This window comes from Glaciimonas sp. GNP009 (assembly GCF_054343755.1).
Genome location: NZ_JBTGUV010000004.1, coordinates 3,147,617 through 3,172,417, shown reverse-complemented (window position 1 = coordinate 3,172,417; position 24,801 = coordinate 3,147,617). Strand labels below are relative to the sequence as shown.

The following is a 24,801-nucleotide window of genomic DNA, read 5'->3' as shown; positions in this document are numbered from 1 at the left end:
CGACGCTGTCATTATTGGTGCGCTTTGGGGGTTGGCAACAGCGCGCTGGCCTGATCGCGCAGCGCGCGTTTGAGTAGTTTTCCGTTGGCATTGCGCGGCAACGGTGATTCTGAGAGCGTAAAACTTTCTGGCACTTTGTAGTCGGACAAACGTTCCGCGCAGTATGTCGTGAGAGCTTGTAACAAACCATCGGCAAGCGTATCAGGTTGGCGCAACGTCACGAATGCGTGCACACGCTCGCCCAACACCGGGCAAGGCTTAGCAACTACCGCGCATTCCAGCACAGCGGGATGTTGGTAAAGGACGTTCTCAACTTCGATGGTATATATCTTATAACCGCCGCGATTGATCATGTCTTTCATCCGGTCGGCTACCTTGATATAACCGTCCGAACCGATGGAGCCGATATCGCCAGAATGCCAGAATCCACCAGTAAAATTGTCAGCGGTGGCACTTGGATTGTTCCAATATCCTTTTACCACCATCGGCCCTTTGATCCATATTTCGCCCAACACACCCGGTTCGACCTCACACCCGGATTCATCGAAAATCGCCATTTCAACACACGCCAGAGCACGGCCAACGGTGTCGTTATGGGCGGCAGTTTCTCCCTGCGGCATTAACGTGGAAGGCGATGTGGTTTCCGTAGAGCCGTAGCAATTCATCAGGGTCAGGCTTGGTATTTTTTGGGCGAGGCTGGAGATGGTCGCCAGCGGCATTGGCGCACCACCGTATCCGCCCACCCGCCACGAGGAAATATCATGGCGTTCAAAATCGGGTTGCAGTAAGCACAGGTTATACATCGCTGGAACCATCAGCGTGTAGGTCATGCGTTCACGCGCTGCCAGCGCGAGAAAATCAGTCGCTCTAAAACTCGGCATGATGACCAGTTTTCCAGCGCAGCGCACCATCGTCGCGACCAGTGCAATCAGGCCGGTGACGTGACTTAGCGGCACGGATGCCACGGCAGTGTCGTATATCGTCAATCCCATTGCGGTCTGAAGATGCATGCCAGAATGCACAACGCCAAGATGCGTCAGGGCGGCACCTTTCGGCTTACCGGTGGTACCGGAGGTATACAGGATCGCAACGACGTCTTCTTCGTTAACTTTGGCTGGCAGTTCTTTCGACGAAGCGGTCATCAAAGATGCGAATTCTTCAGATCCACTGCAATGGCCGATTGACACGCGAGTCTTCAGTGATGGCACGTCAGCGCTGACTGGCAGCCGTTCACCCAATTCGGCGTCATGCACGATGAGGCTTGCTGAGCAATCATTGAGCATATAAGCAAGCCCGGGAGTCTGCTCGCGGATACTGAGCGGAACCGCGATGGCGCCGAGACGGGCGATGGCAAATAAGCTGATGACGAATTCGTTACGGTTTCCAATCAGCATCGCCACGCGATCGCCGACACCAATACCACGACTTGCCAGACCTGTCGCTAAGCGCGCTGATGAATCGCGTAGACCCTTCCACGTAATGCGGTCTGCGCCGCACACCATGGCATCTCCGTTGGGATTGCGCTGCACAGCATCATCCAGCATCGCGTATACACTTTTTGGACGCTCAACAAAACAGCGCACCACGCGCCCGTCAAAATGTGTTTCCAGTCGCGTGGCAGGCCAGGTATCGTCCCATTGTTTCATTTCAAGTGATCCTTGTTTTGATCTGGTGTGATGCTATCGCTGCGCTGTGGCAAAGTAAAATAAGCTTTGGTGCTGCCCATATTTGCCTTTGCTTTGGCCAATTCATTCTTCGCTACTACACGCAAATGTACCTCATCCGGCCCATCGATGAAACGCATCGCTCGGCCCCATGTCCACAAGAATGCAAGCGGTGTGTCAGGCGTCATGCCCATTGCGCCAAAAACCTGAATCGCGCGGTCCAGAACCCGCGTCTGTAATCGTGCCGCGACGATTTTAATCGCTGACACATCGACGCGTCCCGCCTGATTGCCGAAGCGGTCAATAATCGATGCGGCGCGCAGAACCAGCAAACGGGCCTGATCGATTTCGAGCCGTGATTCGGCGATCCAATCCTGAATGTTGGCGTAATCGGCCAGATGCTTGCCAAAAGTACGTCGTTCCAAGGCACGCTCACACATCATTTCCAATGCCAGTTCACATTGTCCGATAGTGCGCATGCAATGATGAATTCGACCGGGCCCCAGGCGCGCTTGCGCCAATGCAAAACCACCGCCCTCGTCACCCAGCAGCGCTGTCAGCGGAACCCGTGCGTCTTTAAATACAATTTCGCAATGACCTTCCGGTGCCAAATGATTCATGATGGCAACATTACGGAGAATCTGCATGCCGGGCGTATCAAGCGGCACCACCAACATGGAATGACGTCGATGCTTGGCTGCGTCCGGACTTTCATCGGACACGCCCATAACAATGGTCATTTTGCATAATGGATGCAAAGCACCGCTGGTGAACCATTTGCGCCCGTTGATAACGTAGTGATCACCGTCGCGACGAATAGTGGTTTGAATATTGGTGGCGTCAGAGGATGCAACTTCTGGCTCGGTCATCGAAAATGACGAGCGAATCTGTCCCTCCAGCATTGGCCGCAACCATTGTCGCGATTGCTCTGGTGTCGCGCATAGATGCAACATCTCCATGTTGCCGGTATCGGGCGCATTGCAGTTAAACACTTCAGCCGCCCACGGAATCCGGCCCATAGCTTCTGCCAGCGGTGCATATTCCAGATTGGTCAGACGTGTGCCCGGCTCATCCTCCCGCAGCCCCGGTAGAAAAAAATTCCACAAACCTTCAGTCTTCGCCAATACCTTGAGCCTTTCCATTAATTCGATAGGAAATATGCCTTGGTCAGCCTGATGATGCCAATCGGTATTTGCGGGAATAACGTGGCGCTCCATGAAGTCGCGCACGCGAATCTGTAGTGCGGTGACTTTCTCCGAATATTCAAAATTCATCATGCGGAATTTCCTTTAGGTGAAGGTTGCGATGTGCCGTTAATAAATTCCACTGCGCGATGGGCGAAAGCAACACTTAACTCTCCAACTTCAAGTGCGTTGTCAGCCTCGGCATTGCCACTAAGCGCGCGCGCCGCAATGCCTTCAAAAATTACCGCAAGACGAAATAATGCGAAAGCAAAATGGAACGCAGTGAGGCCATCGCGGCGCCCGCTATGGAGATAATAATGTTGTAAATATTCAACTTCCGATGGAATCCCCATCGCGGCATGATCCAGCCCCAGAATGCCGCCATATTCGGACGGCACTGTACGGTAAGCAATGCAGTTGAAAGCCACATCGGCCAACGGATGGCCCAAGGTCGAGAGTTCCCAGTCAAGCACCCCCATCACACGTGGCTCGGTTGGATGAAACATCAGATTCCCAAGCCGAAAATCACCGTGGCTGATCGTTGTCTCTATTTCATCAGGGATATTTTTTTGTAACCAGACGATCAACTGCTCAACGTCCGCATTTTCACGCGTCTTGGACATCTGCCATTGCTTGGTCCAACGCGCAATCTGGCGTGTGAAATAGCTGCCCTGACGTCCGTAATCGGTCAACCCAATCGCTGCCCAGTCAACTTTGTGCAAGCGTGCCATGGCCTCGGCCATCGCCATATAGATGGCGTGCCGTTCAGAAGGCACCATCCCCGGCAGTGCATAGTCAGGAAAAATTCTGCCCTGCAATCGCTCCATGATGTAAAACGGCGTGCCAACTACGTCGCGCTCAGCATGGAACAACACCATTTTTGGGACTGGTACATCCGTGCCAAACAACGCCTGCATAATCCGATACTCACGATCTACCGCATGCGCGGATGGCAACAAACTCGACGCCGGTTGCTTGCGCAGCACCAACGAGCGGTTGGAAAAATTGACAAAATAGGTCGGGTTGGACTGGCCGCCGCCGATGCGTTCCAGCGTCATATCACCTTCCAACGCAGGAATTGCATTCTTCAAAAATGCTTCCAGACGAGCTGGTTCAAAGTCCATATTATTTCCACCAGGGATAGAATGACGGCATCTCGGAGGATGCCGCCTTGAAATGAGGAGGTCGCTTTTCACGGAAGGCAGCGACACCTTCCTTACCATCCGCTTGACTAGTATAGAAAATACCCAGCGACTCGATCTTGTGCGCTTGCATCGGATGCGGTTCTGCTGAATTGCGATACATCATTTGCCGTATCAGTGCGACCGAGACCGGCGAACGATCGGTGCTGATTTTTTGTGCAATAACGTATGCCTCTTCCAGCAATTTTTCCTGCGGCACGACGGCTTTTATCAATCCACAGTTCAGCGCTTCCTGCGCGTCGATCATCTCCGCAGTGTAGGTCCACTCAAGCGCTTTGGCCAAACCGACAATCCGCGGGAGAAACCAGCTTGAACAGGCATCGGGTACAATCCCGAGCTTGCCAAATGGAAAGGCAAAACGTGCTTTATCTGAGGCGATGCGTATATCCATGGCTAGTGTCAACGTTGCACCAACTCCGACTGCCGCACCATTAATAGCTGCAATTATCGGCTTTTTGCAGTCAAAGATTGCCAACACCACACGGCCGCCGGTATCACGCACACCATTCACTACGAGAGGATCATCGAAGTTCTCCTCCAGACTTTGCAAGGTTGGATGCAGCGCTTCGTTGAGGCCGAAAACGTTATTTTTATTGCTATCAGCATCGTCATTACCAACATCAACGGATGCATCCAAATCCATACCGGCACAAAATGCACGCCCCGCTCCTGTGACTACAATTGCCCGCACAGCATCATCTTCACTGGCCCGATCAAGCGCATGGATCAGTTCGTCCGCCATCGTTACCGTGAACGCATTGAGGCGATCCGGGCGATTCAGAGTGAGCGTCAGGATCGCATTTTCCACCCGATAAGCGATAGTGCTGTATTGCATTGCGTCTCCGATCTCTTATCCTGGGGTTGACTCTATGTCGGTCATTTTTATCAAGCTATTTTTTATTATCACGCCATCATGCGGTTATTTTCTGTTCTTTTTTGCGGTCTGATGAAGGCTTAGACGGATTACTATTAGGATTATTATTCGCTAACATGTATATCCAAATCGAGCAGCAACCAGATCGCCGCTTTTTGCCAATGTAATCCTGGACGTAGCGAGGCATAAACGCCACCAGCGAGTGCCTCATCCGAGACATATTTAAGTGCGCGCAGTCCGGGAATTTCGTAACGCACCGTTGGTCCTGGAACGACACGGTTAAGCGCCGTGCCAACAAACTCTGCCGTCAGAACGCGCGTCAGGATGGCGTACGCCGCTTCATCGCGGGCAACGAGTGTCAGGTCCAGGACGTTCCCTTTGTCTCCGGCGCGGCCGGTCGCAATATCACCAACTCTCATGATTGACTCCATTCAATTTCTGGTCGCACCAGATCGTGAGCGATAAAACCATCCAACACTTCAATGCGCGGGCGGCGCTCGCTACGTACGCTACATCCTCCGGCAGGACCAGATAATGTTAACGCGTAGATTTCATCTTCGATGATTTGCGCGATTTCCAGATCGGCACAACGTGCGGAGACATGCACCCGCAATTCGGCCGGATCCGATAATGTTGCAAGTGACCCCGCCCGCAACACTGAGTTGACACCGACCAAATCAATCGCAATATCTGCATCCTTCCAATCCGATAAGCGTAGTCGTAAGGTTTCCGCAGCACGTTGCGCGCGCATCATCGCACCGGTCCCTGCAAATCCAATTTCAGCATCCGCAATGTAACCGGGCAACTCTAGAAAACCGGCGACCTTCAAGGTGGGCGGCGGTCCCAGTGAGCGAGCACCGGACATGTGTACGCGATTTTTGCCTATCTGCTCAAAACGAATACCGGTGAAATCGATGATCAGGTCGGGCGTGGCGTAACGTGCCGGATCATGGACTTCGTAAAATAATTGTAGCGTGCAGGTTTCCGCATCAAGTATGCCCGGCGCATTGTCCAGAATTGTGATGTCGGCGCTGCCGTCGGCGTAGATATGCGCAAGCGGATAGCCAAGCCTTGCGTAATCCGCTGCGGAGAGCAGTTTTTGGCCGACCGGATCGTAGTTACCACCAGTCAGTTGACCACCACATTCCAGCAAATGACCAACAGCAATCGCACCGGCAAGTGCCGCAGGTCCCGGATTCAAATGCCGCAAAGCTGCTGCTGCAAATAGAGCAGAATCTGCCACCCGTCCACTCACCACGACATCAGCACCATTATCTAGCGCTTCGGCCAGTGCACCGCTGCCGAGATAAACGTGTGCGCCAAGTAACTTGCCCTCTACCGGCCTGACCCATGCAATGTTATTTTGCAGATGGAGCACGTCATCACCGTGAACGGCTGCTACGCGCACCCCGCGACAACCCAGTTCAGCCGCCAGTCTGGCAATGGCATCACCCGCTGCGCGTGGGTTGGCGGCACCCAGATTCGATACGATACGGCACTTGTTGGCCACGGCAACAGGTAACAGCGGGGTCAAGCGGCGGCGCAGGCGCGGATCAGCACCTGCGCGCGGATTATCAGCACGTGCCTTGAGAGCCGGTACTAACGTGCGCTCCGCCAGACACTCCAGCACCACGGTGTCGACTTTGCCAGAAGCGGCTAACGCCACCGCCGGATCGATGCGATCACCAGCGAAACCAGCGCCTGCGCCGATACTGCACACCACTGTGTTTTGATTTTTCATCGTCTCAGTTTCCCCACTTAGTATTCCTGCTTTATATTTCTGATTATTCATAACTTAGCAATCTTCTAGTTGCGCGCCAAGTTTTCAAGGACCACGCCAGACATGACGGCTTTCTTAGGAAATACCGTGACCACATTCCCTTTTTGCCACTGAACGGTGGTCGTCACCACACGTGTATTTTGGAAATTTTTGTCAAATTTGATACCAGAACCGGTTGGATAGCTGCCTAACGGTTTATCCATTTTGGCAGCCACTGCACGTACCTTTTCCATGTCGGTGCTGCCTGCTTCTTTAAGCGCTTCGAACAATATTTGCATGCCGACATAGGCGTTCATTCCCTGCGGCGCGACGGGATCTGACTTGTACTTTGCGCGATACGCCGCTAAATAAGCTCTGCCACCCGGACCAAAACTTTCGGCCACGTCGCTACGCGTGTAATTCACCACTAGCACGCCTTCGAGGGAAGCTGCACCGACTGACGCCAACGTTTCCGGTGTATCACCCGTGCCGACAAACACCATGGCAGGCGGTTTGAAGCCTTGGTCACGTGCCGTGCGTAGCAGCAAGTTGGCATCCGGTACGTAGCCGGTTTCGATGAACACATCGGGACGTGCCTGTTTAGCCCGCAGCACAGTATCATTCAGGTCGATCGAAGTGGACGCATGAACACCAACGCCGACAATTTTTGCGCCCATTGCTTCGAGCAAGCGCTTTTGCTCTTTGGCCACTGAAGAACCATAAATCGAATCCTCGTGCTCGATCCAGACGGTGACGTCCTTCACATCCTTTTTAAGCCTGGGCGCAATCAGGTCACGGACGGTATCTGCCGCGCCATTTGCAAACGTGCTGCCGTAAGCGCCGGAGCGAATAAAGTTGGGCAAGCCGCGCTCGGTCAGGCTATCGACCAACGCGTTTGTTTCCCAATACAGTTTGTTATACCGCATCGCGGCATCACTGGCGGCATTGGAGACCGCGCTGGTGTAGGTGCCGACAAACATGTCGACCTTTTCTTTGTTGGCTAATTGCTCTACGGAGGCAATGCCCTGCTGAGGATTAGCGGCGTCACCGCGTACCAATACGATCTTTCTGCCAAATACACCACCGGCGGCATTGGCTTCATCTACTGCCAATTCGTACCCACGCGTCACTTCGGTTCCATACAACGCTTGAGGACCGCTGTAGGGATTAATGGCGCCGATTTTAATTGGGTCGGCGGCAAATGCCATTTGTCCAAACACCGAAGTACCAGCTAATAGCGCAACGCCTGCGACGCGTTTAAATGCCTTCATGTCTCTCTCCTGTGATTTATTGAATTATTTTAGTTACCACCGACCAGTTTGCTGCTATCCCAACACCGCAGAATCTCTTACGATTTAATTACGTGCCAGCGTTTTTAACGCATCGCCAGGAGCGATCGCTTTTTTCGGAAACACCGTTACTGGCTTGCCACCTTGCCATTGCACCGTGGTGATGAGTGCCCGGATGTTCTGGAAATTCTTGTCGAACTTGACGCCGTAACCTGTTGCATAGCTACCGAGCGGTTTGTCCATCGTGGCTGCGGCAGCACGCACCTTTTCAACATCGGTGCTTCCAGCTATCTTGATTGCATCGAACAGCATCTGCATACCAACATAAGCGTTGATCGATTGCGGCAAACTTGGCTCTACCTTGTATTTGGTGCGATAAGCCTCAAGATACGCCGCTGCGCCGTGGGCATAACTCTCAGCCACATTGGTCAGGGGATAGGCGACTACCAGCATGCCTTCGAGTGTAGGTGCGCCCACCGCTGCGAGGGTTTCTGGTTCATTGCCGGTTCCAACAAGGACCAGCGCCGGTGGTTTGAAACCTTGATCACGTATGGTGCGCAATAACAGACTGCCGTCGGGTACATACCCCGTCTCAATCACCACGTCGGGATGCGCTTGCTTAGCCCTCAGCACCATGTCTGTCATATCGATGGCACGTGCAGAATGTGCGCCCATACCAACTACTTTTACGCCCAGACCTTCCAGCAATCGCTTTTGTTCGTTGGCAACTGAAGTACCAAAAATCGAATCCTCATGCTCGATCCAGACGGTGATGTCCTTCATGTCTTTTTTAAGCACTGGCGCAATTACGTCGCGCACAGTATCGACCGTGCCTGCCGCAAAGTTGCTACCGTTTGGGCCGGTGCGGATAAAGTTTGGCAAGCCGCGTTCGGTCAGGCTATCAACCAAGGCGTTCGTCTCCCAATACAGTTTGTTATAGCGCATCGCTGCATCGCTGGATGCATTGGAAACAGCACTGGTATAAGTCCCGACAAAAAGATCAACCTTTTCCTTAACGGCAAGTTGTTCGACGGTTGCGATACCCTGCTGTGGATTGGCAGCGTCACCGCGAATCAATACGACCTTGCGGCCTAATAAGCCCCCAGCCGCATTAATCTGATCCACCGCCAGATCAAAGCCGCGGGTCATTTCGGTACCGTACAACGCCAACCCGCCACTGAAAGGATTAATCGCCCCGATCTTGATCGGTTCTGCAGCAAAAACTGCATGGGATAACATCCATGTACCGGCCAAAAGGCCCATCCCGGCGACGCGTGCTAATGTCTTCTTCAATGCCTTCATATCCATCTCCTGTAATGATCTAACTATAATTATTATGATTTCCACCGCTCGGTCCTACGTCCCTAAGTCCTACGTTCCACGTTCCACGTTGCTGCGGCTTTTTTTGTTACTTGTTACAGGATGATTTTCGTTGCAGTTCCCCCCATCTGATGCCTCGTTTTCTACTGCGTTTATTGACAGCAATCAGGCCGGTGTAAAACGGGCCACCGCGACCCCGCTTTCCTCTTCAATAACTAGCCGTAACGGCTGATCAATTTTTAAATTTTCAGCATCTTCGATCCCGACGACATTGCTGATCAGTCGTGGACCTTCGTCCAGCTCGACCACGGCGACGTTATAAGGAAGGCGGTTTTCGAATGCCGGGTGATATGCCACGTGGTACACGACCCAACTGATTAGTCTGGCGGAGCCGGATGCTGGCTCCCAGCGCCAGTCAGTAGCTAGACAACCGGGACATTCGCTGCGGGCTGGCAACCATGCTTTTCCACAACAACCGCAACGCTGGAACGACAGAGTGCCACGCGCAAGACTGTCCCAATACGGTGCGTTGAGCGCGTCGCGCTGCGGCGCAGGTGCGGATGGCGTTGAAGCTGGCGTTGACGTTGCATTCATAGATGACATTCTTTCTTATTGTGGACTTATGCAAAACCGACTCGTCGAGGTATCCCGACCAAGACATCCCGGATACCTAAGCGGAAGGGCTAACGCTAGCGAAGCCGTTTTGCGTGTGTCTCATTGTTTTATCGAATCATTGTCTGGGTGTTATTGTCCGGCTGTCATTGTCCAAGTATCAAAGTCGAGTGCGTGTGCATGATCCCGCCCTGATTGCTAATCGCACAGGTGCGTGCATTCTTGACCTGCGTCGATGCATCACCCCGCATCTGGCGCACGCCCTCGAGCACCAACTGCATGCCGGGCATGCCGGTTTCCGACAACAATCCGCCCGCGGTATTGATCGGTAAATCACCGCCGATTTCAATCCGTCCATCTTCAACAAAATGACCGCCCTCGCCCTTGGCACAGAAGCCGTAGTCTTCCAATGTCATCAGCGCGGTGATGGTGAAGCAATCGTAAATTTGCGCGACATCGATATCCTTCGGTGACAACCCTGCCATCTTGAACGCAGCCCTTGCCGAGATCACCGCCTCGGTTGAGGTCAGATCTGGACGCTGTTCGACTTCCCATGAGGTCTGGCCTTGTCCAAATCCCAGGATAGGGACCGGCTTTGGAACACCCAACTGACGCGCACGCTCGGCACTCATCACCACGACTGCCGCGCCACCATCGGAGACCAGACAACAATCGTCACGCCGTAACGGTGCGGCAATCATCTTCGACTCGCGGTATTGATCCAGCGTTAACGGTTTGCGTAATTGCGCGTGTGGATTGGCTGCGCCATGTTTGCGACATGCCACAGCAATCGCACCCAGTTGATCGCTAGTCGTCCCAAACTCGCCCATATGGCGACGTGCAATCATCGCGTAACCTGCTGGCGTACCGAACCAACCATACAGACCGTCATCGCCCCAGGCCTTTTCATATGCCTGGCGTGATCCGGTTTTTGGATTGTCGGCAAGACATACCAACGCAATTTCACACTGTCCAGCTTCGATTGCCATCGCGGCATAACCGATCATTCCTGCGCTCGATGCGCCACCCTGATCCCATACGCCGCCGATACGCGGCATGATGCCCATTGATTCGGCGAGTTTTTGTGCGTACATCATCTCAAACCGTGATGTCGGACACTTTACGAACAGGCCATCAACCATACTTTTATCGATTCCGGCATCTGTCAGCGCTTTGCTTACCGCTTCTACATTCATCGATAGCGTGCTGCGTCCTTCCAGCTTGCCAAATGCGGTTTGTCCGATTCCTGCAATCACTGCTTTTTCCCGCATCAAATCACCTCTTCTTCGATCAGTTGCTGGATTTCTGCATCGCTGAGTCCAAGCCAATCCGAATACACGGCGTGATTGTCACGACCAAGTTCGCCGCTTGGCTTGATTTCCATGGGCTCCACACCGTCGAAGCGTAGCGGCGAATTGGGCAAACAGACGCGTCCGTACAGAGGATGCTCAACCCATTCCAACGCACGCCGCGCATGCATATGCGGGTCATTAACGACCTCCGTAAGATTGCGTACCGGCGCACAGGGAACGCCATACTCCATCAACAATTCGAACAACGCCTGTTTCGAATAACCCGAGGTGAACGTGCTGACCAGTTCGTCTATGGCATCTATATTTTCCACGCGATGAAGTAAATCCGCATAGCGTGGATCGGTCTGCAAATCGTCACGCTTCATGACACTGAGGAGCGATTTCCAGTGCGACTCGCCGACACAAATAATCGCTATATAGCCGTCAGTGGTTGGATAGACGTTATACGGCGCTTCGGCCAGACCACCGTGCCGGTTACCCGTGCGCGGCGCGACCGTTTCGCCCATGCTGTAATGTAGACCAAGGTTGGAACTGAGCGATGCATATACCGCTTCTTGCATCGAAACTTCAACCAATCTGCCGACGCCAGTTTTTTCACGTTCATAAAGTGCGGTCATGATTGCGCCGTACAAATGCACGCCACCAAAAAAATCACACATCGCGGGGCCAGCCTTGACCGGCGGTCGATCCGGATATCCGGTCACTGTCATAATCCCCGCCATCGCCTGAACGGTCAAATCCATGGCCGGATAGTCTTTATTCGGACCAGTACGGCCATAACCGGAACCGGCACCGTAAATCAAGCGAGGATTGACTTCGCGCATAACGTCGTAGCCAAGGCCAAGCCGCTCCATCGCACCGGGCGAGAAATTTTCAACCAATACATCGCCACGGCGCACCATCTTTTTTAACAGTACACGACCACGTTCGGATTTCAAATTTAAGGTGGCAAACGTTTTGTTTGAGTTGAGCATGGCGAACGGCAATGCCGCGCCGCCAACTACGCCACGGCGGCGTAAATGTTCACCACCCTTCGCTTCAATTTTGATGATCTTTGCACCTGCCATCGCCATCATGAACGTGCAATACGGGCCGTTATAAATTTGACCAAGATCGATAACGGTGACGCCTTCCAGTGGATAGTGGCCGCTCATTTCACTTCCCTTTAAAGTTCGGTGTTCGACGTGCGCTAAAGGCTTCAGGACCCTCTTTCGCATCCTCGGTAGTCTGTAACATGCGATTGATGACCGCTTCCATCCGCAACCCGGTCGCCAAATCCATGTCAATGCTTCGCACCGCGAGCTCTTTCGCCGCCTGCACTGCCAGCGGCGCATTGATGGCGATGCGCCGCGCATAGTCGTATGCTGTGCTTAGAAGCGACTCCAACGGTACGATCTTGTTGATCAACCCCCAACGTTCAGCCGCTACGGCGTCGATGCCATCGCCGGTGAGTAACATTTCCATGGCGATGGGATAAGGCAGTTGGTCCAGCACGCGTTGTGTACCACCGTTACCGGGAATCAGGCCGCGTTTTACTTCGGCCAGACTAAACGTCGCATGCGGCGCAGCGAGCCGGATGTCGGTCGCCATCATGAGCGTCATACCGCCCCCGAGACAATAGCCGTTGATTGCGGACACAACGGGTTTCCATACTTCCAAGCCACGATTGAGCAACTGATCACGTTGCGTCAGCCACATTTCGGAAATACCTGCCGGAGCGGTGACGAAACTCTTGATATCCGCACCGGTAGTAAACGAACGTTCGCCCGCCCCTGTGATGATGGCGACCCGGATCGCCGGATCATCACGCACGGTGCACCAGGCACGTGATAATCCTTGATAATGATCAATATCCATGGCGTTAAGTCGCTCAGGACGATTGATCGTAATGAGCGCGATACCATCATCTGATACTTCAAAGTCAATCGCCATAATCAGGACTCCCCGCGCTTACTGCCAAGCAGTTCACGTGCAATCACCATGCGATGGACTTCGGATGGCCCTTCGCCGATACGCTTGATGCGCAGTTCACGATACCAACGCTCAAGCGGCATTTCTTGCGCAACACCGAGACCACCAAAAATCTGGATGCAGCGATCAACCACTCGGCCTGCCGCCTCCGTTCCATATAGCTTGGCAACCGACGCATCGACCTTAATGTCACGCCCTAAATCGCCATTCCAAGCGGCCTGATAGACCATCAATCGCGCGGCACGCAGTTCCACCTCGGAGTCGGCGATCATCCATTGAATGGCTTGTTTATCCGCCAGATGGCTACCGAATGTTTTGCGCTGTTTGGCCCATGCGACCGCCAGATCGAGCGCGGCTTGCGCAATGCCGATCGTCGCCGCTGCGTACGGCACGCGACCATGTACCAACCAATCCTCAGCCAGCGCAAAGCCTTGCCCTTCTTCACCCAGCCGATTTTCGACCGGCACTTCATAATCCTGAAAGTGCACTTCATACGGCGAATATGAACGAATCGCCGGAATCCGCTGTAACGAAATACCCGGCTTATTTTTCTCTACAATAAAGCTGGTGATCCCCTCGCGGCCTTTGCTTTCTCCAACTCGAGCAAATACAATGCCCCAGTTGGCCTGCCCTGCGCCGGATATCCATAACTTGGTACCATTGAGAATATAACGATCCCCTTTACGTTCAGCACGCGTTGTAATGGACCGGCCCGGATCTGAGCCGCCACTGGCCTCACTGATGGCAACGAAAGCCTTGTCGCCAGAGGCGACATTAGCACGACCAAATTTGTTAATTTGTTCGTCGGTTCCCTTCCAGATCACGTTCGGAGGATCGAAACCGAACGCACCGCAGCCGGCAATATAAGCGCCCATGCGACACTTGGAGGTTTCCTCAGCCACTACGCATTGTGCAAGTAGATTCAAGCCAGCGCCGCCGTGTTCCGCAGGCGTTTCCAGACACCACAACCCAAGTTCGCGGGCTTTACTCTGCAAGGCTTTAAGCGGTTCAGGCTCCAGCGTATAGGCATCGTGCTCCAGCTTGTCTTCAATCGGTTTCACTTCCTGCACCATAAAACGACGCACGGTATCCCTGAGCATTCTCAGTTCTTCCGGTAGTTCCCAACTCCCTGTCCTATCCATGCTTGAATCCTCTGGTTGTTTGACGTTTTTATTTGGTGGAATTGACTAACAATTTCTGGAGTGTCTGACGCCGTGTGGCACTGGCAATCGGGTCGAGTTGGAAGCGTGTGTGCTCGGCCGATAGCGCGACTGCCTGGCCGACGACGACGCCATAACTCTTTTCAGCAGTTTCACGGCTGATGTAGCCACGGTTCAGATCGCGTTCGACCATCAACAGATCGCGATCTAAAGCATTGCCGAAGCCGCCTCCACCCGGCGATGCTGCGCGAATGGAATCGCCGGCTGTAAATGGCTCTTTTTCCTGCTTACTGCGTAACTCTGGTTTCCAGGTTTTGCCTTGCGTAACAAACTCGACATTGTTGGCGGCCGCTGGACCGCCGCCGACGATGCCGAACGGCGCGTAGTCGACCCGATCACCAAGCACCGAGACGATACAATCGGACCAGGCAGTGAATCCATATTCGGTACCGCAGCCGCCACGATGCCAGCCAACGCCACCTGAATCGTCACGGATTTTGAAATAATCGAAACGCAGTGGAAAGCGATGCTCCGACATCTCAAGCGACATAAAATTAGCCATCGACTGGGGCGGATTACCGTTAATCAAACCATCGCTGGCTTGTGTTGCTCCGTAGCCGCCCGGATATGGAAACACGCCTACAAAATAATTTTTAGTGCGTGGATGCACACCACTCACCGTCACCACGCCGGTCGTACCAAAAAATGCAGCGGGCGATTTTTCTGGGATGACCTTGGACAAAGCACCAAAAACAACATCGATGACACGCCCGACCGGATCCAGATAACCACCGACTGCGGCGGGATATTGGGCCGATAATAAAGTGTTGTCGGGCAGCGTAAAGTGTATTGGTCGGAAGGTTCCGCCGTTGACCGGCACATCCGGGAAAATATGTTTGATCGCGACGTAACAGGACGACAGCGTGGTATTGCGCGACATGTTGAGCGGGCCGCGTGAAGTCGGTCCGGTCCCGGTGAAGTCAAAATGCATATCGTCACCATTGACCGTGATCGCAAGATTGATGCGTATCGGTTCATCAATGATGCCGTCATTGTCGAAGTAATCCTCAAAGGCATAAGTGCCATCGGGAATTTCTGCAATGTAAGAGCGCATCTGACGTTCTGAGTACGCAATCATTTCGTTCAAACATTCGTCCAGTATCGTGCGGCCATAACGCTTGACCAGGGCTTCAATACCACGTGTACCCACCGAGAAGGTGTTCGACATGGCGGCAAGGTCACCGGCAATTTCACTCGGCAAACGCACGTTGGCTTTGAACATGCTGACCAATGCTTTATTCAACTTGCCTTCATCGTATAGCCGAACCGGCGGAATGATAATGCCTTCCTGATGAATTTCGGTAGCGCGCGGGGCCCATCCACCGGGCACGTTGCCGCCGATATCCATCCAATGGCCGGTAGTCGCCATGACAGCAAATAATTCACCGTCCACAAACACCGGTGCAATGAGTTGAACGTCCTGCAAATGACTGCCGCCAATGTAGGGATCATTGAGAATCCACATATCCCCAGGCTTGAAGCCGCCGTCTTTGAGCGCCATGCCAATGACGGTTTGGACCGTGAATTGCATGTAAGCCAGAAATACAGGAAGACCGTAGCGGCCTTGCGCAATGGTTTCTCCCGTGATCGGGTGGAAGATGCCGTTGGCACAGTCGTTGGTTTCAGAGATGATGGGAGAGATGGCCGCGTGGATCAGATGCAAATCCATTTCATCGGCGATTTGTTCGAGACTGCCGCGTACCACGGCCAAAGTTACCGGATCCATTATTTGACCTTCACCAAGAGGTTGCCCTTCGAATCGACGTCCAGGCGCATGCCCGGTTCGACAACGGTCGTCGTATCACTTTGTTCAATGATTGCCGGACCATCGAAATGCATGCCTGGCGCAAGGTTCTCACGGGCAAATACCGGCGTGTCGTGCCAGCCACCAAAATAGACCCGACGACGCGATGAGGGCTTCGGCTGACCAGTTGCAGTTGAGCTGCACTGCGGCAATGGCACGCTGGTGCGAGTCCCAACGGCAATCGTACGGAGGTTGACGATCACGACTGGAATACCAACCAGCTTGTTGCCAAAGGTGGCTTTGTACACTTCATTAAAAGCCTGCTCTAGTCGTGGCGCATCCCAGTCCGATTCGATCGTGACGCGCAATGAATGAATCTGACCGGCGTAGGCCATGTCGGCTGCATGCGTGATCGTCGTGACGTCGATTGGCACCTGGCTGTCGTTGAGCTGCTGTTGACCTTCCTCACGCTGCCGCAAAATAATGTCGCTCAGCTCGCCAGGTAACAATTTGTCGAGACGCTTTTCAGTGGTTTGAGAAATGTCGTAACGCAAGTCGGCGTAAGCACAACCAAGCGCGCACAGCACGCCAGGATAGAGTGGAACCAACATGGTCCCGACGCCCACTTCGCGGATCAATGCACCACCGTGTAATGGACCAGCGCCGCCAAACGCGACCATGGCGAAATCGCGTGGATCAAGACCGCGTTCAATTGACATCAGGCGAATGCGGCCCGCCATACGTTGATTTACTACCGCCAGAATGGCTTCAGCGGCTTCTTCCAAACCCAGACCGAGCTGGATGCCCAAGCGTTGCACAGCGGCACGCGCACCGGCAACGTCAAGCGCAGTATCGGATCCATTCATCAGGCTTTCGGGATTGATGCGACCGAGCACAACGTTGGCATCAGTAACTGTCGGTTCCGTGCCGCCACGTCTATACGCCACGGGGCCCGGTACAGCACCGGCACTGCGTGGTCCGACTAACAGCATGCCACCACGGTCCAGATACGCAATACTACCGCCACCCGCGCCAATGGTATGCACATCGATCATGGGCAAACGCAGCGGAATGCGGAAATCCAGATTAGTGATTTCTGCGACTTTTGGCTCGCCATCTATCACCACGGCAACATCAAAACTGGTACCGCCCATATCAGCGGTAATGATATGCGAGAAGCCAGCCTCGCCAGCCAACCTGGCTGCGGCCATGACGCCAGCGGCAGGACCGGAGCGGACAATGTAGGCCGAGCGCTGACCCAACTGCCGTAACGGCGCCACGCCGCCGTTGGATTGCATGATGGCGACATCCCGGTCAAAGCCCCAGTTGCTCAACTGACGCGCCAGATTCTTGGCATAGCGCGCCACCAAAGGCTGCAAGTAGCCCTGCACTACCGCAGTGCTGGTGCGTTCAAACTCGTAATATTCGCGGACCACCGAAGTGGCAACGACCAACTCCCATGCCGGATTGATCTCGGCCAGAATAGCGCGGGCCTGTAATTCATGCGCAGGATTGGCGTAAGCATGGAGAAAGGCGATGACGACAGACTCGATGTCGCTGTCCTTGAGCATGTTGCCGATGGTGCGCAGACCTGCGACATCCAGCGGCACTAGAATATTGCCTTCATGATCAAGGCGCTCATTGACCTCGAAACGCAGGTCACGCGGCACTAACGGTTCGTGTGTGCCTTCCAGTCCATACATTGTCGGGCGGTCGCGGCGTCCCAGTTCAAGAATATCGCGGAAGCCGGTAGTGGTGATAAGCGCGCATTTGGCCCCGCGTCGTTCAATTACTGCATTGGTTGCAATGGTGGTTCCGTGCAGAATCGCATCCAGTTCATCCGGTGTCAGACCGGCAGCCTGCAATGCGTTGAGCAAACCAATGGAAGGATCTTGCGGCGTTGAAGGGACTTTTAAAATCAGGTGCGGCTGTGTGGAATTGCCTGAATAAAACAGATCGGTGAACGTGCCGCCGACATCGATGCCAACTATACCTGCCATTTCGTCTCCTTCGGCTGCGTGCCGTTTGGTTTATTTTTTATGCTTTTTTTATTTTTCTTCTTTATGTTTCTTTTTATGGATGATCGACTTTTCGATGCAAATTATGAACTTCTGCGGGCTTTGCATTTGCTGCTTTGCACAATCGCGTTGTTCACAATTTGGTCCAGGTAGCGTCACCACTATTTTGATTGTGTTCTCGCGCCTTATCCATGTAAACTGAATTTATCTGAACAATTATGCAGGTTTGCTAATGAATCTATCGGGCCGGTTAATTGATGCTTTTTTAGCGCTGGAAGAAACTAAACGGTTTGCTATTGCGGCCGAGCGTTGTTACGTTTCGCCATCGGCATTCAGCCAGATGATCACGCGACTTGAAGCGCAAGTCGGCGCACGCCTCTTTGACCGCGATACGCGCAACGTCGCACTGACGCCAGAAGGTGAAATTTTTTCTCAGGGCGCACACCGTATTGCTGCTGAGATAAATTCCTCCCTGACCGAGTTGCGGGATCGTGCGCAATTCACCATGGGCCGCGTTACCATTGCTGCCCCACCGTCGATGGCGGCGTCCTGGCTACCCGAACAAATGGCCCTGTTCCGTCAGGCATATCCGGGCATCGCGTTGCGGCTCGATGATGTGGTGTCCGATCGTTGCCTGAATTTGATCGCGCATGGTGACGTCGATTTCGGCTTGAATGCGCAACAGGGAAATCAACTTGAATTTGAATCTCATTTGCTATTTAACGAGCGCATGTACCTTGTCTGCCGGACGGAAGATCCATGGGCAAACCTAAAAGAGGTCAAGCTAAAAGAACTACGCAATCAGGAGTTTATTCAAACAGTGCGTACCGGCAGCGTTTGGCAACAGACCCAACCAATGCTGAGCGCCGCAGGGATTCACGATAGCGGCCTGGAAGTGTCACACTTTAGTACGCTTGCCGGTTTGGTCGTCAATGGCTTTGGCATCAGCATCGTGCCGCAGTTCGCCGTGCAACTATGCCGTCAGCCGGGATTGGCAACGGTTCTGGTGAGTGATCGCAAAGCATTTCGACCAATTTATATGGTCAAACGAAGGCACCGTAGCTTATCGGTTGCCGCTACAGAAATGTGGAAGCGACTGGCGGTCGCCGGAGCAGAACCAATTCCAGCTATCAACAAATAGGGCTTAAAGTCTAAGCGTAAATCCGGCTTTGATCGACATTAACAACGACAGCAACGACAGAGAAAATAACGACAAAAAATCGACCAACCGTTGCGATCTTCGAGAAACTAGTACACTCAGGACTTTAAACGAGGATCAAAAAAATGCTGACTATTCACCATCTCGGAAAATCACAGTCGGAACGCATTATCTGGCTTTGCGAGGAACTTGACCTTCCTTACATCATCAAGCGTTACGAGCGCGATACGGTTACGATGCTCTCACCGCCGGAACTTAAAGCGCTTCATCCGTTAGGTACCGCGCCCGTTATTACTGACGGCGAAGTGGTTCTCGGCGAGTCGGGGGCGATCATTGAATACATCATTGGTAAATATGGCGATGGTCGCCTTGCCCTTGCCCCGACGCATCCGGATTATGCGCAATATCTCTATTGGCTACATTTTGCCAACGCCAATCTTCAGTCGCACATGGGCCGAAATATGATGCTGCGTCGACTCAATTTAGCATCTGATAATCCGACTTTGGTAGGAACAAAAGAGCGCCTGGATCGCGCGCTTGCCTTGGTTGAAGCACGCTTGGGGAACGTGGATTATCTAGCCGGTCGCGAATTCACGGCGGCGGATATCATGATCATCTTTTCGCTCACGACAATGCGTTACTTTTTGCCATTCGAGCTTACCGCATACCCGCACATTCTGGCATACCTTGGCCGGATCGGCCAACGCACAGGCTATCAGCGTGCGATGGAAAAAGGTGATCCGGGAATGACACTTCTTTTGACCTGAAAACGTACCTGATCAGTAAATAAAGAGCACGCAAAAATCACTTACGTGGCGCCAACGAATAATATTTAGCAGGATCTATGCCGACCATAAAATTAACAATGGCATTGATCCTGCTTCAAAAAACATTGCATCGACAACACGGATAAATGACGTTGGAACCTGAGTTTCAAGTGTCGAATAACGACTGAGTAAATAGTTGAATGCCAACAGTTTGCTCAGCGCCTAACCAAAGTTTACGCAAAAAATATATCACGCTCCTAGATTATTCATTCCAAGAGGTATACGATATAACTCAAGAGTAACGAAGAGTACTTGTGCGCATAACCTGACCAAAGGTAGGAAAACTGCGCCGTTGTCGTGAATTGCGTTAGGCAAACTTTGCCTTGCTGCCTGCCTCGGCATGATAACTATCTGGAGACATTGATAATCCGTCCGAACGCTGCGGTAAGTTTGCTTCGCAATCGGACCTAAATACTGCCAGTTCCAACGCAGTGTTTTCCGACTCAGATGTTGACAGCTTATAAAATCGGTTCTTCGATAACAAGCGAAGGCTCAACACATCACGAGGTGAACGATGACAACAAACCCTGATTCGATCCAGCTTCAGCATGCCCAGGATATCTCGGATGCAGAGTGGAATCTGCGTGTGCAACTGGCGGCGGCCTATCGACTAGTTGAATTTTATGGCTGGTCTGAAATGATTTACGGTCATTTGACGGCGCGCGTTCCCGGTGCCGAGAATCATTTTTTGATTAACCCTTATGGGCTAAATTATGACGAGATCACGGCATCCAATCTGGTCAAAATTGATCTGGATGGCAACGTGATTGCGGGGCGGCGGCACACCGTCAATTACGCTGGTTTTATTATCCACTCCGCGGTGCATATGGTGCACTCTTCAGATAACCACGTCGTCATGCATACGCACACCCGCGCTGGAATGGCGGTTGCAGCATTGGAAGAAGGTCTCCAACCGATTTCGATGTTTTCTACCGCGTTCCATAACCGACTTGCTTATCATGAGTATGAAGGCGCAGCGCTGCGGCTCGATGAGCGTGAGCGTATCGTCAAGTCACTTGGTAACGCCAAAGCGCTGATTTTGAAGAATCATGGATTGCTGGTTGTGGGTAGTACGGTTCCCGAAACGTTCCTGCGTTTGTATCGACTCGAACGCGCCTGTCAGGTTCAAATTGACGCCGCCGCCGCTGGCAAGCTCAATATCATGCCAATCACGCTAGCCGCACAATCCGGAGCAGATCTGGATAGTTTTCAGAGTTTGCATCCGCAAGGCGAAGGCGGGGTTGAGTTTGAGGCGCTTATGCGCAAGCTTGACCGGATTGATAATAGTTACCGGCATTGAACGGAGCACATTCTGTTTTTTTAATAACGAGGCAATCTGCTGCAAAATAAAAAAGCGCATGGCGGTGAACGTAATGCGCTTTTTTACTTTCTTGCCGATCTTCCTGCTAATCGCAAGGTGCGATCAACAAGTCATTGCAATGGTTATCGCTATGCGATTAAACCAGTGTCAGCGTAACGTCAACGTTACCGCGTGTTGCGTTCGAATATGGGCAAACGTGATGTGCCTTATCGACCAATGTTTTCGCTTCTGCTTTGTCCATGCCCGGGATCGAGATTTTTAGTTCGACTTCGATACCGAATCCACCTGGGATTTGACCAATGCCGACCAAGCCGGTGATTGATGTGTCTGCTGGCAATGTGATTTTGTCTTGTGATGCAACAAATTTCATCGCGCCAATAAAGCAAGCTGAATAGCCGGCTGCGAACAATTGCTCTGGATTGCTACCAGCCGCGCCTGCGCCGCCGAGTTCTTTCGGTGTTGTCAATTTTACGTCCAGAATGCCATCGGATGTCGTAGCACGACCATCACGACCGCCAGTTGCTGTGGCTGAGGCTGTAAATAGAATTTTTTCGACTGACATGGTGATTCCTTTTTTTCAAATTGAATGAAATGGCCGCTTAAACAATCCGTTAAAACTAATCAGTCGGCCCTACTGAAAAGTCGGATAAAAATAGATCACTTATATGAAATAACAAAAACCAATACTGTGAGAGCTTCTCTTAGAACGTGCATCTAAAAAGTACTTCTACATCAACTATAAACCAGGCATATCATTTACACAATAAAATTGTGCGCAATCTATTGCATACTATCTTTTAAATAAAAAACGCATGCTCAGCTCACGTCACATTGCGATCCGGAATAAAGGCGCCCACTAAATTACGCCGACGTCAGGGTCACCTAAACATTACTTGCCATCGCCGCGCGCAATCTCTGCAATTGTCCTGTCAGAGCGCGCAGCTCATCTAATGAACATTGCGCAGAGCAACTCACTTGCTGCGGAATCAATCGGGCGTCTTGCCGCAGAGCGTTTCCTTGATCAGTTAGACTAACAATCACTTGCCGCTCATCTTTTACTGAGCGCTGACGCCTGACCAAACCACTGAGTTCAAGCCTTTTTAACAAAGGCGTCAACGTTCCAGAATCCAGATACAAACGCTCGCCGACTTCCGATACAGTGATCTCGTCGCGCTCCCACAATGTCAACATGACCAAATACTGCGGGTAAGTAACACCTAATGACTGTAATAGCGGCTTGTAAATCTTCGTCATCGTTAGCGACGCGGAATATAGCGCGAAACACAATTGATTATCTAGTAACAAAGTTTCAGATCCAAGATGCTTTACATCTTTTTCTGTGTCTGCTTTGTAACTGATGTCATTCTCAATGTGCGTTTCCATAACTGAGATAATACACAGCGCAAAATTAAATTGCAAGCAATTTAATATAATTGCCACCATGTTGGTACACGTCTAATTGTGTCACAGCGTTCAGCAAAAAAATGACAGCAACAGTCACAGGCCAAGAATTACAGGAATTTTCCCGTTATTCCCACCTGCCGATCAATTGCTGCCACTCTCAGGATTTAGACACTCATATTGCCAAGTGTACTAGCGCGATACGCCGCCACAAAGGTATCGAAATCGCCGGTTTGAGTGCGCTCTATCTGATCTTGCTCTTCCAATGATTTTACTGCCATGGCCGCAAAATAAGCGTGCTCTTCTGCACTTGGCGGATAAGCGCGAAATTGGGCGGCATGGACATTGCTCTGACGCAACGCAAATTCAGCAAAGGTTTCGTTATGCTCCGTCAGTGCCGCCAACACCTGCGCAGAAGGAGTCAGTTCAGGATCGTGCAATTTGCGACGCTGCTTTTCCAGAGCATCACTGTGTTGGTGATCGTCACGCTGCGCATCCAATAAGGTTGCGGCCGCTGAAATTTTTTCCAGCAACGCCAAACCCCATGCTTGCAACGTTACGGAAGCGCCATTGTGTTGTAACGCCAAACCCGGCCGACGTCCTTCTTTCACCACTTTAGAGAAATTCTCGACGTTTTCAACACTTTCTTCGTCACTCGTGCACGGGCTATCATCGAGCGCACAAAAAAGTAGGAAAGCATCTAGAAAACGACCTGTTTCAAGGCTGATTCCAGTTGGCTCAAACGGATCGATGTCCATACAACGCACTTCGATGTACTGAACCCCGCGTGCCGATAAAGCCTGAATTGGCCGCTCGCCGCTGTTAATTACACGCTTAGGGCGAATTGTGGAGTAATACTCGTTTTCGATCTGCAGTATGTTGGTATTAATCTGTATCCATTCACCATCACGATGCGTGCCAATGGCGGCATAAGGGGGATACGATTGACTGACTGCCTGCGACAGACTTTTAATATAGCTATCAAGATTGTTGTAATGCGGCGTTAAGTTCTCCTGCGCCTTGCTTTGGTAACCCAGATCGCTCATACGCAAGCTGGTTGCGTACGGCAGATACAACGTATCTTCATCAAGCGTTTCAAGCTTGTGTTCCTGACCGGCCAAAAAATTCTTGGACAGCGCTGGCGAGGCCCCAAACAAATACATTAATAGCCAGCTATACCGCCGGAAATTGCGTATCAACGCAATATAACCATCGGACTGAAATGATTTTGTCGTGCAGGTTGGCTGCCCGGCTTCAAGTTGCAACACCGCCCAGATTTCATCCGCTAACGAGTAGTTGTAATGAATCCCTGCAATGCACTGCATGCGCTTGCCATACCGCAGCGCAAGGCCGCGTCGATACACGTGCTTTAGCATGCCAATATGCGACGTACCATACCAGGCGATAGGAATCTGCTCCTCATCGGGCAACTCGCATGGCATGGAATCACTCCATAGCATTTCATCGCCTAATTGCGAATACGCAAAGCGATGAATAGCCTCTAGCTCGGTCATCACGACCGCAACATCGCTCTCCGGTGGCGTGATGAACTCCAATAACGATTCCGAATAATCGGTCGTAATCTGGGGCTGCGTTAAGGCTGAACCCAAGGCGCGCGGATGTGGCGTCAGCGCCAACTTTCCGTCTGGATTGACACGCAATGTTTCACGTTCTATCCCGCGCAACCCTTTGCCAAGCAAAGCGCGATGCTGTTCTTGTCCGAGTAAAGCCAGACGGCGGGTGTAATAATTTGTCAATTCACTATCCTTTTAATTGTGCTTTACCGTCTATTTTTTTATTTGCGGCGATTGTTATCGGGTGATTCATTAAAGTGCTGAATCAGACCCAAAAGTCTCCAGGATGCTATGGGAATTACGAGGTTAAAGCGACAAATGAACTAGGCGAGAACAGATTTTTTCAGAT

Annotated in this window: 21 protein-coding genes; 3 read left to right on the top strand and 18 right to left on the bottom strand. The window is 52.2% G+C overall.

The window, feature by feature from the left end; genetic code table 11:
• Positions 1-11 precede the first annotated feature (11 nt).
• The 15 genes from ACXX82_RS14865 to ACXX82_RS14795 form a co-directional block, all read right to left on the bottom strand.
• Positions 12-1,646: a class I adenylate-forming enzyme family protein gene (locus ACXX82_RS14865; protein WP_458563176.1), complete on the bottom strand. Its 1,635-nt coding sequence runs from the start codon at positions 1,644-1,646 to the stop codon at positions 12-14.
• Positions 1,643-2,938, bottom strand: coding sequence for an acyl-CoA dehydrogenase family protein (locus tag ACXX82_RS14860; RefSeq protein ID WP_458564003.1), 1,296 nt, complete (start codon positions 2,936-2,938; stop codon positions 1,643-1,645). Before ACXX82_RS14860 ends, ACXX82_RS14865 begins: the two co-directional genes overlap by 4 nt.
• The gene (locus ACXX82_RS14855; protein ID WP_458563175.1) at positions 2,938-3,972 is read right to left on the bottom strand and encodes a phosphotransferase family protein; all 1,035 of its coding nucleotides are present in this window, start codon (positions 3,970-3,972) and stop codon (positions 2,938-2,940) included. Before ACXX82_RS14855 ends, ACXX82_RS14860 begins: the two co-directional genes overlap by 1 nt.
• Before the next feature lies 1 nt (position 3,973).
• Positions 3,974-4,885: a crotonase/enoyl-CoA hydratase family protein gene (locus ACXX82_RS14850; RefSeq protein ID WP_322236044.1), complete on the bottom strand. Its 912-nt coding sequence runs from the start codon at positions 4,883-4,885 to the stop codon at positions 3,974-3,976.
• A 143-nt stretch (positions 4,886-5,028) separates the two neighbouring features.
• Positions 5,029-5,343: an AtuA-related protein gene (locus ACXX82_RS14845; RefSeq protein WP_322236042.1), complete on the bottom strand. Its 315-nt coding sequence runs from the start codon at positions 5,341-5,343 to the stop codon at positions 5,029-5,031.
• Entirely contained in the window at positions 5,340-6,665 is a 1,326-nt protein-coding gene (locus ACXX82_RS14840; RefSeq protein ID WP_458563174.1) for an acyclic terpene utilization AtuA family protein, read from the bottom strand. The genes ACXX82_RS14845 and ACXX82_RS14840 overlap by 4 nt, the downstream gene beginning before the upstream one ends.
• 65 nt (positions 6,666-6,730) lie before the next feature.
• Positions 6,731-7,954 carry an ABC transporter substrate-binding protein gene (locus ACXX82_RS14835; RefSeq protein WP_322236038.1) on the bottom strand — a complete coding sequence of 408 codons (1,224 nt, stop codon included), beginning with the start codon at positions 7,952-7,954 and terminating at the stop codon, positions 6,731-6,733.
• A gap of 84 nt (positions 7,955-8,038) precedes the next feature.
• Positions 8,039-9,274 carry an ABC transporter substrate-binding protein gene (locus ACXX82_RS14830; RefSeq protein ID WP_458563173.1) on the bottom strand — a complete coding sequence of 412 codons (1,236 nt, stop codon included), beginning with the start codon at positions 9,272-9,274 and terminating at the stop codon, positions 8,039-8,041.
• A 183-nt stretch (positions 9,275-9,457) separates the two neighbouring features.
• The gene (locus ACXX82_RS14825; RefSeq protein ID WP_458563172.1) at positions 9,458-9,886 is read right to left on the bottom strand and encodes a Zn-ribbon domain-containing OB-fold protein; all 429 of its coding nucleotides are present in this window, start codon (positions 9,884-9,886) and stop codon (positions 9,458-9,460) included.
• A gap of 164 nt (positions 9,887-10,050) precedes the next feature.
• On the bottom strand, positions 10,051-11,175 hold the full coding sequence (locus ACXX82_RS14820) for a thiolase family protein (RefSeq protein ID WP_322236032.1): 1,125 nt from the start codon (positions 11,173-11,175) through the stop codon (positions 10,051-10,053).
• Positions 11,175-12,371 carry a CaiB/BaiF CoA transferase family protein gene (locus ACXX82_RS14815; RefSeq protein WP_322236030.1) on the bottom strand — a complete coding sequence of 399 codons (1,197 nt, stop codon included), beginning with the start codon at positions 12,369-12,371 and terminating at the stop codon, positions 11,175-11,177. The genes ACXX82_RS14820 and ACXX82_RS14815 overlap by 1 nt, the downstream gene beginning before the upstream one ends.
• A gap of 1 nt (position 12,372) precedes the next feature.
• Positions 12,373-13,149, bottom strand: coding sequence for an enoyl-CoA hydratase/isomerase family protein (locus ACXX82_RS14810; protein ID WP_322236028.1), 777 nt, complete (start codon positions 13,147-13,149; stop codon positions 12,373-12,375).
• 2 nt (positions 13,150-13,151) lie between these two features.
• The gene (locus ACXX82_RS14805) at positions 13,152-14,330 is read right to left on the bottom strand and encodes an acyl-CoA dehydrogenase family protein (protein WP_458563171.1); all 1,179 of its coding nucleotides are present in this window, start codon (positions 14,328-14,330) and stop codon (positions 13,152-13,154) included.
• A 28-nt stretch (positions 14,331-14,358) separates the two neighbouring features.
• Positions 14,359-16,134 (bottom strand): hydantoinase B/oxoprolinase family protein, encoded by a 1,776-nt coding sequence (locus tag ACXX82_RS14800; protein ID WP_458563170.1) that lies wholly within the window; start codon positions 16,132-16,134, stop codon positions 14,359-14,361.
• Positions 16,134-18,152, bottom strand: coding sequence for a hydantoinase/oxoprolinase family protein (locus ACXX82_RS14795; protein ID WP_458563169.1), 2,019 nt, complete (start codon positions 18,150-18,152; stop codon positions 16,134-16,136). The genes ACXX82_RS14800 and ACXX82_RS14795 overlap by 1 nt, the downstream gene beginning before the upstream one ends.
• 250 nt (positions 18,153-18,402) lie before the next feature.
• Between ACXX82_RS14795 and ACXX82_RS14790 the strand changes: the two genes are divergently transcribed.
• From ACXX82_RS14790 to ACXX82_RS14780, 3 genes are all read left to right on the top strand, one after another.
• Complete coding sequence (locus ACXX82_RS14790; RefSeq protein ID WP_322236020.1) at positions 18,403-19,311, top strand: LysR family transcriptional regulator; 909 nt, start codon at positions 18,403-18,405, stop codon at positions 19,309-19,311.
• Positions 19,312-19,454: 143 nt separating this feature from the next.
• The gene (locus ACXX82_RS14785) at positions 19,455-20,096 is read left to right on the top strand and encodes a glutathione S-transferase family protein (protein WP_322236018.1); all 642 of its coding nucleotides are present in this window, start codon (positions 19,455-19,457) and stop codon (positions 20,094-20,096) included.
• Between the two features lie 574 nt (positions 20,097-20,670).
• Positions 20,671-21,456: a class II aldolase/adducin family protein gene (locus tag ACXX82_RS14780; RefSeq protein ID WP_322236017.1), complete on the top strand. Its 786-nt coding sequence runs from the start codon at positions 20,671-20,673 to the stop codon at positions 21,454-21,456.
• A 157-nt stretch (positions 21,457-21,613) separates the two neighbouring features.
• Here the strand turns inward: ACXX82_RS14780 and ACXX82_RS14775 are convergent, their stop codons facing one another.
• The 3 genes from ACXX82_RS14775 to gshA form a co-directional block, all read right to left on the bottom strand.
• A complete protein-coding gene (locus tag ACXX82_RS14775) occupies positions 21,614-22,039 on the bottom strand; it encodes an organic hydroperoxide resistance protein (protein WP_322236015.1) in 426 nt (141 codons plus the stop codon).
• Between the two features lie 320 nt (positions 22,040-22,359).
• Complete coding sequence (locus tag ACXX82_RS14770) at positions 22,360-22,860, bottom strand: MarR family winged helix-turn-helix transcriptional regulator (protein WP_458563168.1); 501 nt, start codon at positions 22,858-22,860, stop codon at positions 22,360-22,362.
• Positions 22,861-23,045: 185 nt separating this feature from the next.
• Positions 23,046-24,635 (bottom strand): glutamate--cysteine ligase, encoded by a 1,590-nt coding sequence (gshA, locus tag ACXX82_RS14765; protein WP_322236013.1) that lies wholly within the window; start codon positions 24,633-24,635, stop codon positions 23,046-23,048.
• Positions 24,636-24,801: the final 166 nt, after the last annotated feature.

Excerpts from the sequence above, each read along its gene's own strand:
- ACXX82_RS14850 (WP_322236044.1), bottom strand. The coding sequence starts at position 4,885 with ATGCAATACAGCACTATCGCTTATCGGGTGGAAAATGCGATCCTGACG.
- ACXX82_RS14830 (WP_458563173.1), bottom strand. The coding sequence starts at position 9,274 with ATGAAGGCATTGAAGAAGACATTAGCACGCGTCGCCGGGATGGGCCTT.
- ACXX82_RS14835 (WP_322236038.1), bottom strand. The coding sequence starts at position 7,954 with ATGAAGGCATTTAAACGCGTCGCAGGCGTTGCGCTATTAGCTGGTACT.
- ACXX82_RS14770 (WP_458563168.1), bottom strand. The coding sequence starts at position 22,860 with ATGGAAACGCACATTGAGAATGACATCAGTTACAAAGCAGACACAGAA.
- ACXX82_RS14825 (WP_458563172.1), bottom strand. The coding sequence starts at position 9,886 with ATGAATGCAACGTCAACGCCAGCTTCAACGCCATCCGCACCTGCGCCG.
- ACXX82_RS14775 (WP_322236015.1), bottom strand. The coding sequence starts at position 22,039 with ATGTCAGTCGAAAAAATTCTATTTACAGCCTCAGCCACAGCAACTGGC.
- ACXX82_RS14865 (WP_458563176.1), bottom strand. The coding sequence starts at position 1,646 with ATGAAACAATGGGACGATACCTGGCCTGCCACGCGACTGGAAACACAT.
- ACXX82_RS14860 (WP_458564003.1), bottom strand. The coding sequence starts at position 2,938 with ATGAATTTTGAATATTCGGAGAAAGTCACCGCACTACAGATTCGCGTG.
- ACXX82_RS14795 (WP_458563169.1), bottom strand. The coding sequence starts at position 18,152 with ATGGCAGGTATAGTTGGCATCGATGTCGGCGGCACGTTCACCGATCTG.
- ACXX82_RS14805 (WP_458563171.1), bottom strand. The coding sequence starts at position 14,330 with ATGGATAGGACAGGGAGTTGGGAACTACCGGAAGAACTGAGAATGCTC.
- ACXX82_RS14855 (WP_458563175.1), bottom strand. The coding sequence starts at position 3,972 with ATGGACTTTGAACCAGCTCGTCTGGAAGCATTTTTGAAGAATGCAATT.
- ACXX82_RS14785 (WP_322236018.1), top strand. The coding sequence starts at position 19,455 with ATGCTGACTATTCACCATCTCGGAAAATCACAGTCGGAACGCATTATC.
- ACXX82_RS14780 (WP_322236017.1), top strand. The coding sequence starts at position 20,671 with ATGACAACAAACCCTGATTCGATCCAGCTTCAGCATGCCCAGGATATC.
- ACXX82_RS14815 (WP_322236030.1), bottom strand. The coding sequence starts at position 12,371 with ATGAGCGGCCACTATCCACTGGAAGGCGTCACCGTTATCGATCTTGGT.
- ACXX82_RS14800 (WP_458563170.1), bottom strand. The coding sequence starts at position 16,134 with ATGGATCCGGTAACTTTGGCCGTGGTACGCGGCAGTCTCGAACAAATC.
- ACXX82_RS14820 (WP_322236032.1), bottom strand. The coding sequence starts at position 11,175 with ATGCGGGAAAAAGCAGTGATTGCAGGAATCGGACAAACCGCATTTGGC.
- ACXX82_RS14790 (WP_322236020.1), top strand. The coding sequence starts at position 18,403 with ATGAATCTATCGGGCCGGTTAATTGATGCTTTTTTAGCGCTGGAAGAA.
- ACXX82_RS14845 (WP_322236042.1), bottom strand. The coding sequence starts at position 5,343 with ATGAGAGTTGGTGATATTGCGACCGGCCGCGCCGGAGACAAAGGGAAC.
- ACXX82_RS14840 (WP_458563174.1), bottom strand. The coding sequence starts at position 6,665 with ATGAAAAATCAAAACACAGTGGTGTGCAGTATCGGCGCAGGCGCTGGT.
- ACXX82_RS14810 (WP_322236028.1), bottom strand. The coding sequence starts at position 13,149 with ATGGCGATTGACTTTGAAGTATCAGATGATGGTATCGCGCTCATTACG.